This is a genomic window from Microbacterium maritypicum (assembly GCF_008868125.1).
Lineage (GTDB): Bacteria > Actinomycetota > Actinomycetes > Actinomycetales > Microbacteriaceae > Microbacterium > Microbacterium maritypicum.
The window spans coordinates 1,269,993-1,284,237 of sequence record NZ_WAAQ01000001.1; the positions used below are offsets into that span (position 1 = coordinate 1,269,993).

Genomic DNA, 14,245 nt, shown 5'->3' on the forward strand with positions numbered 1-14,245 from the left:
GGGCCGTCGCACTAACGTGGAGTCATGGTCGAAGTGCGCGAGTGGACACGCGGCGACACGGCGCGGTTGTTCCGTGTGCCCACCGCGGACGACGACAAGTACGCCCGCGGTGTGGTGGCTCTTCGCACCGGATCGCCCGCCTATCCCGGAGCCGCGGTCCTCGGAGTCGAGGCCGCATGGCGCGCAGGGGCCGGTTTCGTCCGCTACATCGGGGCGGAGCGGGTTGCCGATGCCGTGCTCGCCCGGCGTCCGGAGACCGTCACCGGCGCGGATACGGGTCGCGCTCGGGTCGACGCCTGGGTGATCGGCTCGGGGACCGACCCGACGCACCGCAGCGCCGCGGAGACCACCGCGCTGCGCGACATCCTCACCGGGCCCGCGGCCGTCGTCATCGACGCCGGAGCGCTCGATCTCGCCGAGGGGACGACGGCACCGTTCCTCGTGACGCCTCACGCGCGCGAGTTCGCACGGCTGCAGGAGGGCCTCGGCGTCTCCTCGGCCGAGGAGGATCGTGCGCAGGCCGCGCAGCACATGGCGGACAGGCTCGGGGGCACCGTGCTGCTCAAAGGATCACGCACGCTGATCGCGTCGCCCCACGGAGACGTCATCGCCGTGGATGCGGGGACCGGATGGCTGGCGACCGCGGGGACGGGCGACGTGCTCGCCGGGGTGTTGGGTGCGGTGCTCGCGGCGAACCCCGGACGACCGATCGCCGAAGTCGCCGCTGCGGGAGCGTGGGTGCACGGTCATGCCGGGCGGATCGCCGCCGGGACGCGCGACGGTGCGGCGGGGCATCCGATCGTCGCGATGGATGTCGCGGCAGCACTGCCGCACGCGATCGCGGACGTCCTCGCGTGAATCGCACGTCGACGAGCAGGGTGGTCGCGCTGTGGTGCGTCTTCCTCCTCGTGCACCTGCTCACGGCCTGGCTCGGCTGGGTGTATCCCAGCCAGCCGATGGGCGATGTCGTGCTCGTGTACGAGCCCTGGGCGACCTCGGCGCTCAGCGGAGGAGGCATCGTCGGCATCGACGAGACCTGGGTCTACCCCCAGCTCGCCCTCGTGCCGATGCTCATCGCCGCCGCTCTCTCCGCGCCGCTGGTGCCTCTGCTCGGCGTGTCCAGCGCGTACCTGGTGGGGTGGGCGGCCCTGGTCGTCATCCTCGACGCGATCGCCTTCGGTGTGCTCATCGGGCGCTCTCCCGCGCGCGCTCGACGCATCGCCGCCTGGTTCTGGTGTGCGGCCGTGCTTCTGCTCGGGCCGATCGCGCTCTATCGGATCGATGCGATCACCGTTCCGATCGCCGTGATCGGTGGACTCTGGTTGGTGTCGCGGCCGGCGGTCGGCGCCGCGCTTCTCACGATCGGCGCCTGGATCAAGATCTGGCCCGGTGCGCTCGTCCTCGCCGCCGTCGTCGCGCTCCGGGCACGGATGCGGGTGCTGTTCGCCGCAGCGGTGGTCACCGCCGGCGTCGTCGCGACGCTGCTGCTGCTCGGAGCGGACACCGAGATCCTCGGGTTCCTGACGGAGCAGACCGGACGAGGGCTGCAGATCGAAGCCGTGGCCGCCACGCCCTTCCTGTGGCTCGCGGTCGCCGGGGCCGCCCGTATCGAGTACAGCTTCGAGATCCTGACCTTCCAGATCACCGCGCCCGGTGTCGATGCCGTCGCCGCCGCGCTCACACCGCTCATGGCTGTCTCCGTGCTGGCGGTCACCGCGGTGGGCGCGCTCAAGGCGGTGCGCGGTGCGACGTTCCCGCGGCTGTTCCCTCCGCTCGCTCTCACGCTGGTGACGCTGCTGATCGTCACCAACAAGGTCGGCTCACCGCAGTTCCAGACCTGGCTGATCGCCCCGGTCATCCTGTGGCTCGTGCTCGATCGGGTGAGGGCACGCACACCGGCCGTCGTCGTCCTCGCCCTCTGTCTGCTCACCTGCCTCGTCTATCCGCTCGGCTACGACGCGCTGCTGCGGGCCGATGCCCTCTCCGTCGCCGTGCTCACCGTGCGCAACGTGCTTCTCGTCGTCCTGCTCGTCCTGGGCATCCGCGCTCTCGTGCGGGTGCCCGTCCGTCATCCCCGCACCCAGGAGTGAACCCATGCTGATCGCCTTCTCCGTCGCCCCCAGTGGCACCCCCGCCGATGGTGCAGAGCGCACCGACGCCTCCGTGCACGACGCGGTGGCCGCTGCCGTGCGCGTCGTGCGCGAATCGGGGCTGCCGCACCGCACCACGAGCATGTTCACCGAGATCGAGAGCCCGGACTGGGACACGGTCATGGACGTCGTGAAGCGCGCGACCGAAGCGGTCATGCCGTTCGGGTCGCGGGTCTCGCTCGTGCTCAAGGCCGACATCCGCCCGGGGTACTCCGGAGAGCTCGACGCGAAGATCGAACGTCTGGAGAGCGCGATCGAGGAGGCAGCCGTCGAGGAGTCCGGTGACTGATCCCGTTTCGCTCTCGTCGGTCGTTCTCCGACCGGCGCTCGCCGAGGATGCGGAGTGGATCGCCGAGCTGCGGGCCGATGTGCTCCGCGCCGACCTGGAGCGTCTGGGGCGCTACGACCAGACGCGCGTCCGGCAGCGGTTCCGCGATGCGTTCGAGCCGGCGTACACGCGGATCATCGTCGTGGACGCCGCGGACGTCGGTTCTGTCGCCCTCCGCCCCGACGGAGACGCCTTCTGGCTGGAGCACCTCTACATCGACGCCTCGCACCAGGGGAGGGGCGTCGGCAGCCGGGTCCTGGCGATGATCTTCGATGACGACGGGCTGTACCGGCTCAACGTGCTCCAGGGCAGTCCGGCGCGCAGCCTCTACGAGCGTCACGGGTTCGTCGTCGACTCGCAGGACGACGTGGACGTGTTCATGACGCGAGAGCGGACCGGGCGGGCGGTCGCACCAGGGACGGCCGCTAAGCTGATGCGGTGAATCCCTCGACGCAATCGAGGGGTGCGGCGAAGTGGGCGCTCCTCTCTCTCGCCATCGGCAGCTTCGGCATCGGCATGACCGAATTCGTGGTCATGGGTCTGTTGCCCAACATCGCCGCCGACCTGCTGCCTTCGCTCTGGGCGACCAGTCGGGAAGACGCCCTGAGCCAGGCCGGCTGGCTGATCTCGCTGTACGCGCTCGGCGTGGTGGTCGGTGCGCCGACCATCGCTGGCTTCGTCGCCCGCTATCCGCGGCATCGTGTGATGATCGTGCTGGCCCTCGCCCTGACGGTGTTCAACGCGCTCACGGTGGTGCTGCCCACGTTCGAGCTCGTCGCCGCGTCCCGCTTCCTCGCGGGGCTTCCGCACGGCGCCTACTTCGGCATCGGAGCGCTCGTCGCCGCCGATGTGATGGGACCGGGCAACCGTGCCAAGGGCGTGGCCTTCATCCTCACCGGGCTCACGGTCGCCAACGTTATCGGCGTGCCGCTGGGAACGTTCCTCGGACAGCAGTGGGGCTGGCGCTCCGCCTTCGCGGTCGTGGCGCTCGTGTTCGCTCTCGCGACGCTGTGCATAGCCGTCTTCGTCCCGGAGCATCCCGGAGACCCCGGCCGCACGATGCGCCAGGAGCTGCGGGTGTTCCGCATCCCGCAGGTGTGGTTCACGCTCGGTGTCGGAGCCATCGGCTTCGGCGGATTCTTCGCCGTCTACAGCTACATCGCCCCGCTGGTGACGGAGGTCTCCGGTTCACCGGAATGGGTGGTGCCGATCGTCCTCGTGTTGATGGGACTCGGGATGACGGCGGGGAACCTGGTCGGCGGTCACCTCGCCGACATCGACCTGCGCCGCACGCTGCTGTTCGGCCTCGCCGCGATGGCCGTCGTCTTCGCGCTGCTGGCTTTCCTCTCGTTCTGGATCGTCAGCCTGGCCGCGGTGGTGCTCGTGGTCGGTTTCGTGTCGTCGGTGCTGAGCCCGACGATCCAGACGCGGCTCATGGACGTGGCGGGCGACAACCAGTCGATCGCGGCGGCCATGAACCACTCGGCGCTCAACATCGGCAACAGCCTGGGCGCGTTCCTCGGCGGCGTCGTGATCGCCGCGGGCTGGGGCTTCACCGCACCGGCGTGGACGGGGGCAGTGCTCGCCGGGGCCGGCCTGCTGATCGCGCTGCTGTCGTATCGCGTCGAAGAGCGTCGCGCTGCGGCGAAGGAGCTGGTCGCGTCGTAGAGTGACGGGGTGAGCGCCCCTGAGTCGTCCCTGCCCGTCGCCGGCACCGTCGTGGTGCTGCGCGCAGCGGACCCGGGGTTCGAACTGCTGCTGATGCGGCGCCCCGATCGCGGGTCTTTCGCGGGAGCCTGGGTCTTCCCCGGGGGCAAGGTCGAGCCCGGCGACGTCCGCGACGGCGACGACGAGGCCGAAGACGCCCGCCGCGCCGCGATCAGGGAGACCCGCGAGGAGGTGGGGCTCGCGGTCGATGACCTCGTGCCGCTGTCGCAGTGGCAGCCGCCGGTCGAGGCCCCCACCCGCATCCGGACGTGGTTCTTCCTGGCGGAGGCGCCGGATGAGGAGCCCTCGCCCTCTGCGGAGGAGGTCGCGGAGATCGCCTGGGTGCGGCCGGCGGAGGCGCTCGCCAGACACGCGGCAGGGGAGTGGACGCTGTATCCCCCGACGTGGATCACCCTCCACCAGCTCTCGGTGTTCGACGATGTCTCCGCTGCCGTGGCGGCGAGTGGCGTCGCGCAGCTGTTCCGGACCAGGGTGCTCGATTCCGACGCCGGCCGCGCCTTCACCTGGGATCAGGGACGCCTGGAAGCCGGTGCCCTGCCGTGGCGGTTCATCGAGACCTGAGCGGGCGGGATCAGCTGTCCAGCAGACGGCGCAAGTTCGTGCCGACGGCCTCGGTCTCGATGAGGAACCCGTCGTGCCCGAAATCGCTGGTGATGACCACCGCCTCGTCGTCGATGACGTTCGGGATGCTGCGCGCGATGCGCTGCTGCCCGTCGACGGGGAAGAGGCGGTCGCTGTCGATGCCGAGCACCAGCGTGGTCGCGGTGACGGCACGCAGCGCCTCCTCGACGCCACCGCGCCCGCGGCCGACGTCGTGCGAGTTCATGGCCTCGACGAGCGTGATGTAGCTGTTCGCGTCGAACCGGCGGGTGAACTTGTTGCCGTGGAAGTCGAGGTACGACTCCACCGCGAAGCGACCGCCGTGGCCGAGGGGCGAGACATCCGATTGCCAGGATCGCTGGAAGCGCTGGTTGAGCTCGATCGGGCTGCGGTAGTTCAGCAGGGCCATGCGCCGTGCCAAGGCGAGGCCACGATGCGGACCGTCGCCGTCACCGAGGTCGTAGTATTCACCGCCCTGGAATCGCGGATCCATCCGGATGGTCTCCAGCTGCACCGTGTTGAGCGCGATCTGGTCGGCGGTCGTCACCGGTGGCGACGAGAGCACAGCGAGTCGCCGCACGCGCTCGGGATGCGTGGCCGCCCATTCCAGCGCGTGCATGCCTCCCATGGAGCCGCCGATCACGGCTGCCCAGCTCTCGATGCCCACAGCGTCGGCGAGGCGCACCTGAGCGGCGACCTGGTCGCGGATGGTCAGGTACGGGAACCGTGACGCCCACTCGTAGCCGTTGGGGGCGACGCTTGCCGGCCCCGTCGAGCCCTGGCAGCCTCCCAGCATGTTCGGGGCGATCACGAACCAGCGGTCGGTGTCGAGCGGAGCACCGGGACCGGTGATGTCCTCCCACCAGCCGCCGGTGGGGTGACCCGCGCCCGCGGGGCCGCGCACATGGCTGTCTCCGGTGAGCGCATGTAGCACCAGGACGGCGTTGTCACGGGCGCTGTTCAACTCGCCCCAGGACTCGTAGGCGATGCGGATGGCGGGCAGCTGCGCACCGCTCTCGGTGGAGAAGGGACCGGAGGCGGCGAAGCGTCGCCCTCCCACAGGGTCTCCGTCTCGCCATGCGCCGGTCGCCGGCGGGCGGGCACGGAGCAGCCGGACGTCGGCCTCCGTCACGGGTGCCGAAGGCACCGTGTCCTCGGAGGTCGTCTGCCAGTCCATGTCCCCATTCTCGCCTGGTGCGGAGCCTGTCGGTGGCAGGTTACGATCCGACCTGCTTGCGGCGCCGCTGAGACTGCCGATCGAGACGTCGGGCCCAGCGCACTCGGCGTCAGCGCACTCGGGTCAGCGCACTCGGGTCAGGGTGGCGAGATGGTCGCTGTTCCCCGCCCGCATCGTGGTCGAGGTGACGACGTCGAGACCGCGCACGAACACCTGGTCGATGCGCACGAGGGGGAAGGGGACGGGCCACGTGAACCCGAGCGTCCCGTCGGTCGGACGCACCCCGTCGGCCTCCGCGCGCAGAGCGGACAGGCTCGGATCCGTCCACGGCGCATTGAAGTCGCCGACGACGAGGAGCGATTCTGCAGGATCGACGGCGACCTGTTCCGCGATTCCGCTCAGCATCGTGTCGCGGTCCTGCTGGTGTCCCGGCCGCACCGATGCGGCGTGCAGCACATACACGGCGACCGGAGCCGACGGGGCCTGCACCTCGACGCGGAGCGCCCGCTTCCAGCTGAGCCCCAGCGTGAGCGGCTCGGCGTTCGCGAGCGGATAGCGACTCCAGACGCCGACGGTTCCGACCGTGTACGAGTGCGGGTAGTCGGCGGCGAGGGCGCTCTGAGCGGCCGAGAGGCTGTCTCCGTCGAGCTCGACGAGGGCGATCACGTCGGCACCGCTCTGCGCGAGCTCGGTCGCGGACGCGGCGGCTCCACCGGATCGTGCGCGCACGTTCTGGCTCACGACCGTCAACGCGGATGCGGATGCCGACTCCGCGCTCGTCTGACCGGGGAGCCCGGGAAACGCCGGTGCCATCGCGAGCACCCACAGCAGGGCAGGGACCAGGACGAGCACGATCACCCTGCGCGCGCGGAGAAGCGCAGCGACCACCAGCGCGAGCAGCACGAGTCCGAGCCAGGGGAGCACGGCCGCGACCGCGGTGCCCACGACACCCGGGATCCAGCCGCAGGCCACGATCAGCAGCAGCGCGGCGCTGGCGACGGCGATCCACCGTGCGGCGGCGGTGGCGGATCGCCGGATGCGCGGCGGTCGGTGTTCGACGTCGATCATGCTCTCCTCACGGCGGTATCCCATTCTCGACGGAACCGCCTGTGGGTCAGCCGGACGAGCGAGCCGTGCACGCCAAGATGCCCCGGAGCGGTGAGCTCCGGGGCATCTTCGCAGTGCAGGCGGGTCAGGCGCGCGCAGCCTCCGACACGCGGCGTGCCGCGGCGAGAGCCTGGTCGAGGTCGGCCTTGAGGTCGTCGACGTTCTCGATGCCGACGGAGAGGCGGACGAGGCCCGGCGTCACACCGGCGGTCAGCTGCTGCTCGGGCGTCAGCTGCGCGTGGGTGGTGGATGCGGGGTGGATGACGAGCGAGCGCACGTCGCCGATGTTGGCGAGGTGGCTGAACAAGGACAGGCTGTTCACGAACTCGCGGCCCGCCTCGACTCCGCCCTTGAGCTCGAAGGACAGCACAGCGCCGACGCCCTTGGGGGCGTACTCGTTCGCCTTGGCGTACCAGGGCGAGGAGGGCAGACCCGAGTAGTTGACGGTCGCGACGTCATCACGGCTGTCGAGCCACTCGGCGATCTCCTGGGCGTTCTGCACGTGACGCTCGATGCGCAGCGACAGGGTCTCGACTCCCTGGATGAGGTTCCAGGCGCTCTGCGGGGCGATCGCCGAGCCGAGGTCGCGGAGCAGCTGCACGCGAGCCTTGATGATGTAGGCGAGGGCGTCGCCGACCGCGGCCGTGTAGCTGGCGCCGTGGTACGAGGGGTCCGGCACGGTGAGGCCGGGGAACTTGTCGACGTTCTTCGACCACTCGAACTTTCCGCCGTCGATGATGACGCCGCCGATGGTCGTGCCGTGGCCGCCGAGGAACTTCGTCACCGAGTGCACGACGATGTCGGCGCCGAACTCGAACGGACGGATCAGGTACGGGGTGGCGATCGTGTTGTCGACGATCAGCGGGACGCCGCTCTCGTGCGCGACGTCGGCGACGGTGCGGATGTCGAGGATGTTGATCTGCGGGTTGCCGATCGTCTCCGCGAAGAACAGCTTCGTGTTCGGGCGGACCGCGCGACGCCACTCCTCGGGGTCGTCCTGGTTCTCGACGAACGTGACCTCGATACCGAGCTTCGCGAGCGTGTACTTGAAGAGGTTGTACGTGCCGCCGTAGATCGAGCTGGAGGCGACGAAGTGGTCGCCGGCCTCGGCGATGTTCAGGACCGCGAAGGTCGATGCGGCCTGGCCGCTGGCGAGGACGAGGGCTCCGGTGCCGCCTTCGAGAGCGGCGAGACGCTGCTCCAACACGTCCTGCGTCGGGTTCTGGATGCGGGTGTAGATGTTGCCGAACTCCGCGAGGGCGAACAGGTTGGCGGCGTGGTCCGCGCTGTCGAACACGTAGGAGGTGGTCTGGTAGATCGGCGTGGCACGTGCCTTGGTGACCGGGTCGGGGGCAGCGCCCGAGTGGATCTGCTTGGTCTCGAAACGCCAGGACTCGGGTGCGGACATGTGGTTCCCCCAGAAGTGGTCGGAAGGTCGGGTGGCGGATGCCGTTGCTGCGAGAGTACGGAATATCGGTGCGTGTCAACAACAGACGGGAAATGTGACGTAACAGAGCGGAGGCCCGGAATCACGGGGCTGAGGGATCCGCGACAGCCCCGTGGGGGAGTCCGCGATCCGGGGAGAACGCCGTACGGTGGAGGCATGGTGAACAGACGTGCAGTGGTGACAGGTGCGAGTTCGGGCATCGGCGCAGCGACGGTGCGTGCGCTGCGCGCCCGGGGATGGGACGTCGTCGGCGTCGCGCGGCGGGAGGATCGACTCGCAGCGCTCGCCGCGGAGACCGGAGCCTCGGCCATCGCCTGCGACCTCACGGACGCCGCGGCCGTCGAGGCACTCGTGGGCGAGCTCGAGAGTTCGGGTCCGGTGCACGCGCTGGTGCAGGTGGCCGGAGGCGCACGCGGCACCGACCGCATCGAGGACGCCTCGGTCGAGGATTGGCAGTGGATGTTCGACGCCAACGTCCTGGCCAGTCAGCGCCTCGTCGCCGGTCTGCTTCCGCTGCTGCGCCGCGCGGCCGCCGCCGACGGCCATGCCGACACGATCTTCGTCACCTCCACTGCCGCGCAGAACGCGTATGCCGGGGGCGCGGGCTACAACGCCGCGAAGGCCGCCGAGGGGATGCTGGTGAAGGTCCTGCGTCAGGAACTCAACGGCGAGCCGATCCGTGTGGTCGAGGTGGCACCGGGAATGGTGCACACCGAGGAGTTCACGCTCAACCGACTGGGTGGCGACTCCGTCGCGGCCGAAGCCGTGTACGCGGGCGTGGACGCCCCGCTCCTGGCCGACGACGTCGCCGATGTGATCGCCTATGCGCTGGAGTCTCCGGGCCACGTGAACCTCGATCTGATCACGATGCGCCCGGTCGCGCAGTCGGCACAGCATCTGCTCGCCCGGGGTCCGCTGCGCGTGCGGTCCATCGACTGACGATGGCGCAGACCCTGGCAGAGCTCGCCACGGACGGTCGGATCGACGCCGGCTGGGCGGACGCACTGGCCCCGGTCCAGGACACGATCACCTCTCTGGGGGAACGCCTTCGCTCCGAGCAGGAGGCGGGCCACGGCTACCTGCCCTCCGGCGAGAACGTGCTCAGGGCCTTCCGTCGTCCTCTCTCGGACGTGCGCGTGCTGATCACCGGGCAGGATCCGTATCCCGCTCCCGGGCATCCCATCGGGCTGTCGTTCGCCGTCGACCGTGACGTGCGTCCGCTTCCGCGCAGCCTCTCGAACATCTACAAGGAGCGCGAGAGCGACCTGGGCATCCCGCCGGCACCGCACGGAGACCTCACCGCCTGGAGCGAACAGGGCGTCCTCCTGCTGAACCGCGTGCTCACGGTGCGCCCGGGCGTTGCCGCCTCGCACCGCGGCTGGGGGTGGGAGAAGGTCACCGAGCTCGCGATCCGCGCGCTCGTGGCCCGTGATCAGCCCCTCGTCGCGATCCTGTGGGGCAAGGATGCGGCCAACCTGCAGCCCCTCCTGGGCGAGACGCCGGTGATCGTATCGGCGCATCCGTCTCCGCTCTCGGCCCGTCGCGGCTTCTTCGGTTCCCGCCCGTTCTCGCGCGCGAACGCGCTGCTCGAGGAGCAGGGAGCCGATCCGGTCGACTGGAGAGTGGAAGGCGAAGCCGGTCCGTCTCTAAGCTGAGCGCATGCAGTTCGAGCCGGGGGACCGTCGCCGCGTTCTGCCGCGCCATCTTCGGCCCGCACCTGCCCCAGAGGTCTTCTCCTACACGATCCGTGCTGCCCGGCCCGCAGACCTCCCTCACGTGCGGGAGATCTACAACCACTTCGTGAGCAACTCGGCCGTGACGCTCGACGAGCGGCGCAGCAGCATCCCCTACTGGCGGGACAAGTACGCGCTGCTGACCAGGCTGCAGCTGCCGTTCCTCGTCGCGGTGTCGCCGGGCGGTGAGGTGATGGGCTACGCGCTCGCGCAGCCCTGGGCGGGCAAGAACGCCTACAAGTACACGGTCGAGGATTCGATCTACCTCGGTCCCGGCGCCGGGGGCAAGGGCCTGGGGGCAGCATTGCTGCAGGCGCTCATCGACGCCTGCGAGCAGCTCGGGCTGCGCGAGATGGTCGCGGTCATCAGCGACCACGGCGCCGAGGCGTCGATCCGGCTGCACGAGAAGCTCGGCTTCATCGAGGCCGGACGGATGGGGCGCGTCGGATACAAGTTCGGCCGCGACCTCGGCACCGTCTACATGCGCCGCGTGCTCAAGCCCACAGGACGGCGACGGGGGAGTCTGTTCGGCGCGCGGCGCTGACCGTCGGCGTCCGCTCGAACCGGCGTCGGATCACCGCCCGGGAGAGCCGGGGATCACGGGGATCGCCGCGAGGAGCTTCTTCGTGTAGTCCTGTTCCGGGTGCAGGAGCACGTCCGTCGTGGAGCCGCGTTCGACGATCCGCCCGTCTTTCATCACGACGACCGTGTCGCACAGGTTCTGCACGACGCCGATGTCGTGCGAGACGAGCACGAGGGTCAGATCGCTCGTCCGTCGCAGCTCGATCAGCAGGTCGAGGATCTGCGCACGCACCGTCACGTCGAGCGCCGACAGCGGTTCGTCGCCCACCAGGATCCGCGGGCGATGCACGATCGCCCGCGCGAGGGCGATCCGCTGCCGCTGCCCGCCCGAGAACTCGTGCGGGTAGCGGTCGCCCATCTCCGGTTCCAGACCCACCTGCGCGAGCACCTCGCGGACCCGCGCACGGTGGTCGCCCTCGACGCCGAGTGCCCAGAGCGGTTCTCGGACGATCTGACCGGCCGTCATGCGGGGATCGAGCGACGCGTAGGGGTCTTGGAACACCAGCCCGGTCTCCCGGCGCAGCCAGTGCAGAGACTTCGCCGAGGCTGTGGCGTCCACCGCGCGACCGTCGATGCGGACGGTCCCGGAGGTCGCTCGGTCGAGCCCCAGGAGCAGTCTCACCAGGGTGGACTTTCCCGATCCGGACTCGCCGATGATGCCGACGGATGATCCTTCGACGACATCGAGGTCGGTGGGGGCCAGGGCGGTCTGGGTCCGGGTGCGCTCGAAGGCGGAGCGCTTCGGGGCGAAGAAGTCCCGTCCGAGTCCGCGGGCTTCGATCAGGCTCATCAGGCGTCCCCGTCCGGTCGCCATAGCGTCGCCGTCGCATCTCGCAGCAGTCCCTGTGTGACCGGGGACGCAGGGGTCGACAGGAGGGTCGAGACCGGAGCGGCCTCGACGACCCGCCCGTGTTCGAGCACGACGCCCTCGGTCGCGACCTGGGCGAGCACGGCGAGGTCATGCGTTATGAAGACGAGGGACATCCCCTCGTCGGCGACGAGGGACAGCAGCAGGGAGAGGATCTCGGCCTGGATCGTGACGTCGAGCGCGGTCGTCGGCTCGTCGGCGATGAGCAGGCGTGGGCGACAGGCAAGCGCCATCGCGATGGCGACGCGTTGCCTCTGGCCGCCGGAGAGCTGATGAGGGTAGCGGTCGACGATCGACTCGGGATCGGGAAGCCGGACGCGGGCGGCCTCGACGATCGCCCGCTCCCTGGCCTCGCGGCGGCCCAGTCCCTGATGGATGCGGATCGACTCCGCGATCTGCCGACCGACCGTCCTGATGGGGTTCAGAGCGGTGCGCGGTTCTTGGAACACGATGCCGATGTCGTCGCCGCGCAGACGGGCGAGCTCGCGATCGGGCATCCCGATCAACTCGGTGCCGTCCCAGCGGATGCTGCCGCTCGCGGTCGCGCCGTCGGGGAGCAGGCCCAGCACCGCGAGGGCGGTGAGCGACTTGCCGGAGCCGGATTCGCCGATCAGACCGAGTCGAGCGCCGTCCGGCACGTCGAAGGAGACGCCGTCGACCACCGTTCGTCCGTCGATCTCGATCACGAGGTCGTGCACCGACAGGCTCATGCGACCACCCCCGGGGTGTGGATCTCGGCGGCGCGATGCCGCAGGGTGGGATCGGTCGCCTCGCGCAGGCCGTCGCCCAGCAGGTTGAGGGCGAGCACGGTGATCGTGATCGTGAGTCCTGGCCAGATGACCGAGAGCGGATGCACCCCGATGTACCGCTGGAGATCGGCGAGCAGCAGGCCCCAGCTCGGCTCGACCACGGAAGCGCCGAAGCCCAGGTAGGACAGCCCGGCCTCGGCGAGGACGGCGACGGCCATAGACCACGACAGCTGCACGATGAAGACCGGCGCCACGTTCGGAAGCAGGTGGCGCACGAGGCTCTGGGAGGGAGTGAGTCCTGCGGCTCGCGCGGCCAGGACGAAGTCGCTCTGCTGCACGCGGCGCAGCTCCGGCCGGGTGACCCTCGCGATGTTCACGCCGAATCCGATGCCCACCGCCCAGATCACGACCCAGAGCGAGCCACCCCAGACGGAGGAGATCATCATGGCGATCAGCAGCACGGGGAAGGCGATCAGGATGTCGACGAGCACGGCGACGGTCTCTCGCAGCCAGCGCGCCGTCAGCGCTCCGAGCGCGGCGAGGGAGATGCCCACCACGGTGGCCACGATGCCGGCGCCCACGCTGACGAACACCGTCGTGCGTGCCCCCGCCATCAGCAGGCTCAGGATGTCGCGTCCGGTGTCGTCCGTGCCGAGGAGGTGCGGCCAGCTCGGTGGCAGCCAGCGATCGCCGATGTCCGAGGCCTGCGGGTCGAACGGCGTCCACAACAGCGACACGAGAGCGGTGACGGCGATCACCGCGACGACGATGATCCCGAAGCGCCCTGTCGAGGCGGCCCAGAGTCGGTCGAGCCAGCGCGGAATCATGCGGCCTCCCGTTGCCGAGGGTCGATCGCGCGGTGCAGGAGATCGACCAGGAAGCCCACGACCAGCACGAAGCCGGTGAGCACCAGCAGTTCGCTCTGCACCTTGATGAGGTCGCGGGTGCCGACATCGGCCACGAGCATGCGTCCGATCCCCGGCAGGGTGAACAGCTGCTCGATCACCACCGAGCCGACGATGATGCCGGCCACCTGCAGGCCGAGCACCGTGATGATCGAGAGGCCGACGGCGGGGATGCCGTGCTGGATGAGAGCGCGGGTGCGGGTGAGGCCCTTCGCCGCGGCGGTGCGGACGAAGTCCTGCCCGGCGGCCTGCAACGTCGCGCTGCGGACGAATCGCATGAGCATCGCCCCCTCGACGATGCCGATCGTCAAGGCGGGGAGCAACAGGGACTCGATCGCCTTCCCCGGGGTCGACCAGCCGGTGCGGGGGAAGCCCTGCGGAGGAAGCCACCCCAGCCAGACCGAGAACACGACGATGAGCATCATGCCGGCCCACACCACGGGTACGGCGGCCAGCGTCTGGGCGCCGACGCTGAGTGCGGTGCCGCCGCGACGGTTGCGCAGGAGCGCGGCCAGGATTCCGAAGGGCACGGCGATGAGCACGGCGATCAGCAGCGACATGACCCCCAGTGGAACGGTGACCTGGGCCTTGAGGAACAGCTCTTCCCCGACGGATGCCCCCGACAGCAACGAGGTGCCCAGGTCGCCGCGGAAGATCCCCCCGATCCAGTCCGTGTACTGGGCGAGCAGAGGACGGTTCAGACCCAGGGACTCGCGAAGGGCTTCGACCTCGACGGGGGAGGCCTGCGTGCCCGCGATGAGCTGCGCGACGTCGCCGGGGAAGACGCGCAGCGTCAGGAAGATGAGCACGCTCGAGACGAGGAGCCCTGCGATGAGCAGGGCTCCTCGGACGAGCGCGTAGCGGAGCACGA

The 14,245-nt window shown here is 69.9% G+C and carries 16 protein-coding genes; 9 read left to right on the top strand and 7 right to left on the bottom strand.

Annotated elements, in window-relative coordinates; translation table 11 throughout:
- Window positions 1–24: 24 nt before the first annotated feature.
- The 6 genes from F6W70_RS06110 to F6W70_RS06135 are packed head-to-tail and all read left to right on the top strand — an operon-like array spanning window position 25 to window position 4,767.
- Window positions 25–858: an NAD(P)H-hydrate dehydratase gene (locus F6W70_RS06110; RefSeq protein ID WP_055872948.1), complete on the top strand. Its 834-nt coding sequence runs from the start codon at window positions 25–27 to the stop codon at window positions 856–858.
- The gene (locus F6W70_RS06115) at window positions 855–2,090 is read left to right on the top strand and encodes a hypothetical protein (RefSeq protein ID WP_235562528.1); all 1,236 of its coding nucleotides are present in this window, start codon (window positions 855–857) and stop codon (window positions 2,088–2,090) included. Before F6W70_RS06110 ends, F6W70_RS06115 begins: the two co-directional genes overlap by 4 nt.
- A gap of 4 nt (window positions 2,091–2,094) precedes the next feature.
- A complete protein-coding gene (locus tag F6W70_RS06120; RefSeq protein WP_151486167.1) occupies window positions 2,095–2,439 on the top strand; it encodes a thiamine-binding protein in 345 nt (114 codons plus the stop codon).
- A complete protein-coding gene (locus F6W70_RS06125; protein WP_151486168.1) occupies window positions 2,432–2,920 on the top strand; it encodes a GNAT family N-acetyltransferase in 489 nt (162 codons plus the stop codon). Before F6W70_RS06120 ends, F6W70_RS06125 begins: the two co-directional genes overlap by 8 nt.
- Window positions 2,917–4,146 (top strand): MFS transporter, encoded by a 1,230-nt coding sequence (locus F6W70_RS06130; protein ID WP_151486169.1) that lies wholly within the window; start codon window positions 2,917–2,919, stop codon window positions 4,144–4,146. Before F6W70_RS06125 ends, F6W70_RS06130 begins: the two co-directional genes overlap by 4 nt.
- Before the next feature lie 9 nt (window positions 4,147–4,155).
- Window positions 4,156–4,767: an NUDIX hydrolase gene (locus tag F6W70_RS06135; protein WP_151486170.1), complete on the top strand. Its 612-nt coding sequence runs from the start codon at window positions 4,156–4,158 to the stop codon at window positions 4,765–4,767.
- 10 nt (window positions 4,768–4,777) lie between these two features.
- Here the strand turns inward: F6W70_RS06135 and metX are convergent, their stop codons facing one another.
- The 3 genes from metX to F6W70_RS06150 all read right to left on the bottom strand — a co-directional run bounded on the left by metX (window position 4,778) and on the right by F6W70_RS06150 (window position 8,498).
- Window positions 4,778–5,983 carry a homoserine O-acetyltransferase MetX gene (metX, locus tag F6W70_RS06140; RefSeq protein WP_151486171.1) on the bottom strand — a complete coding sequence of 402 codons (1,206 nt, stop codon included), beginning with the start codon at window positions 5,981–5,983 and terminating at the stop codon, window positions 4,778–4,780.
- Window positions 5,984–6,106: 123 nt separating this feature from the next.
- On the bottom strand, window positions 6,107–7,051 hold the full coding sequence (locus F6W70_RS06145) for an endonuclease/exonuclease/phosphatase family protein (protein WP_170287863.1): 945 nt from the start codon (window positions 7,049–7,051) through the stop codon (window positions 6,107–6,109).
- Between the two features lie 124 nt (window positions 7,052–7,175).
- Entirely contained in the window at window positions 7,176–8,498 is a 1,323-nt protein-coding gene (locus F6W70_RS06150; protein WP_017831068.1) for a bifunctional o-acetylhomoserine/o-acetylserine sulfhydrylase, read from the bottom strand.
- Window positions 8,499–8,693: 195 nt separating this feature from the next.
- Here F6W70_RS06150 and F6W70_RS06155 point away from each other — a divergent pair, with 195 nt between their 5' ends.
- Genes F6W70_RS06155 through F6W70_RS06165 form a run of 3 tightly spaced genes read left to right on the top strand, consistent with a single transcriptional unit; the run spans window position 8,694 to window position 10,814 of the window.
- Window positions 8,694–9,476, top strand: a complete 783-nt coding sequence (locus F6W70_RS06155) for an SDR family oxidoreductase (RefSeq protein WP_200935138.1) — start codon at window positions 8,694–8,696, stop codon at window positions 9,474–9,476.
- A gap of 2 nt (window positions 9,477–9,478) precedes the next feature.
- Entirely contained in the window at window positions 9,479–10,192 is a 714-nt protein-coding gene (locus F6W70_RS06160) for a uracil-DNA glycosylase (RefSeq protein WP_151486173.1), read from the top strand.
- Between the two features lie 4 nt (window positions 10,193–10,196).
- Window positions 10,197–10,814, top strand: a complete 618-nt coding sequence (locus F6W70_RS06165; RefSeq protein ID WP_151486174.1) for a GNAT family N-acetyltransferase — start codon at window positions 10,197–10,199, stop codon at window positions 10,812–10,814.
- Between the two features lie 30 nt (window positions 10,815–10,844).
- Here F6W70_RS06165 and F6W70_RS06170 read toward each other — a convergent pair whose 3' ends face one another.
- The 4 genes from F6W70_RS06170 to F6W70_RS06185 are packed head-to-tail and all read right to left on the bottom strand — an operon-like array spanning window position 10,845 to window position 14,243.
- On the bottom strand, window positions 10,845–11,642 hold the full coding sequence (locus F6W70_RS06170) for an ABC transporter ATP-binding protein (RefSeq protein ID WP_318278815.1): 798 nt from the start codon (window positions 11,640–11,642) through the stop codon (window positions 10,845–10,847).
- On the bottom strand, window positions 11,642–12,430 hold the full coding sequence (locus F6W70_RS06175) for an ATP-binding cassette domain-containing protein (RefSeq protein WP_055872927.1): 789 nt from the start codon (window positions 12,428–12,430) through the stop codon (window positions 11,642–11,644). Before F6W70_RS06175 ends, F6W70_RS06170 begins: the two co-directional genes overlap by 1 nt.
- The gene (locus F6W70_RS06180) at window positions 12,427–13,296 is read right to left on the bottom strand and encodes an ABC transporter permease (RefSeq protein WP_151486175.1); all 870 of its coding nucleotides are present in this window, start codon (window positions 13,294–13,296) and stop codon (window positions 12,427–12,429) included. Before F6W70_RS06180 ends, F6W70_RS06175 begins: the two co-directional genes overlap by 4 nt.
- On the bottom strand, window positions 13,293–14,243 hold the full coding sequence (locus F6W70_RS06185; protein WP_055869054.1) for an ABC transporter permease: 951 nt from the start codon (window positions 14,241–14,243) through the stop codon (window positions 13,293–13,295). The genes F6W70_RS06180 and F6W70_RS06185 overlap by 4 nt, the downstream gene beginning before the upstream one ends.
- Window positions 14,244–14,245 lie beyond the last annotated feature (2 nt).

Coding starts and splice junctions, on each gene's coding strand:
- F6W70_RS06160 (WP_151486173.1), top strand. CDS start 9,479: ATGGCGCAGACCCTGGCAGAGCTCGCCACGGACGGTCGGATCGACGCC.
- F6W70_RS06110 (WP_055872948.1), top strand. CDS start 25: ATGGTCGAAGTGCGCGAGTGGACACGCGGCGACACGGCGCGGTTGTTC.
- metX (WP_151486171.1), bottom strand. CDS start 5,983: ATGGACTGGCAGACGACCTCCGAGGACACGGTGCCTTCGGCACCCGTG.
- F6W70_RS06120 (WP_151486167.1), top strand. CDS start 2,095: ATGCTGATCGCCTTCTCCGTCGCCCCCAGTGGCACCCCCGCCGATGGT.
- F6W70_RS06175 (WP_055872927.1), bottom strand. CDS start 12,430: ATGAGCCTGTCGGTGCACGACCTCGTGATCGAGATCGACGGACGAACG.
- F6W70_RS06145 (WP_170287863.1), bottom strand. CDS start 7,051: ATGATCGACGTCGAACACCGACCGCCGCGCATCCGGCGATCCGCCACC.
- F6W70_RS06150 (WP_017831068.1), bottom strand. CDS start 8,498: ATGTCCGCACCCGAGTCCTGGCGTTTCGAGACCAAGCAGATCCACTCG.
- F6W70_RS06170 (WP_318278815.1), bottom strand. CDS start 11,642: ATGAGCCTGATCGAAGCCCGCGGACTCGGACGGGACTTCTTCGCCCCG.
- F6W70_RS06165 (WP_151486174.1), top strand. CDS start 10,197: ATGCAGTTCGAGCCGGGGGACCGTCGCCGCGTTCTGCCGCGCCATCTT.
- F6W70_RS06155 (WP_200935138.1), top strand. CDS start 8,694: ATGGTGAACAGACGTGCAGTGGTGACAGGTGCGAGTTCGGGCATCGGC.
- F6W70_RS06180 (WP_151486175.1), bottom strand. CDS start 13,296: ATGATTCCGCGCTGGCTCGACCGACTCTGGGCCGCCTCGACAGGGCGC.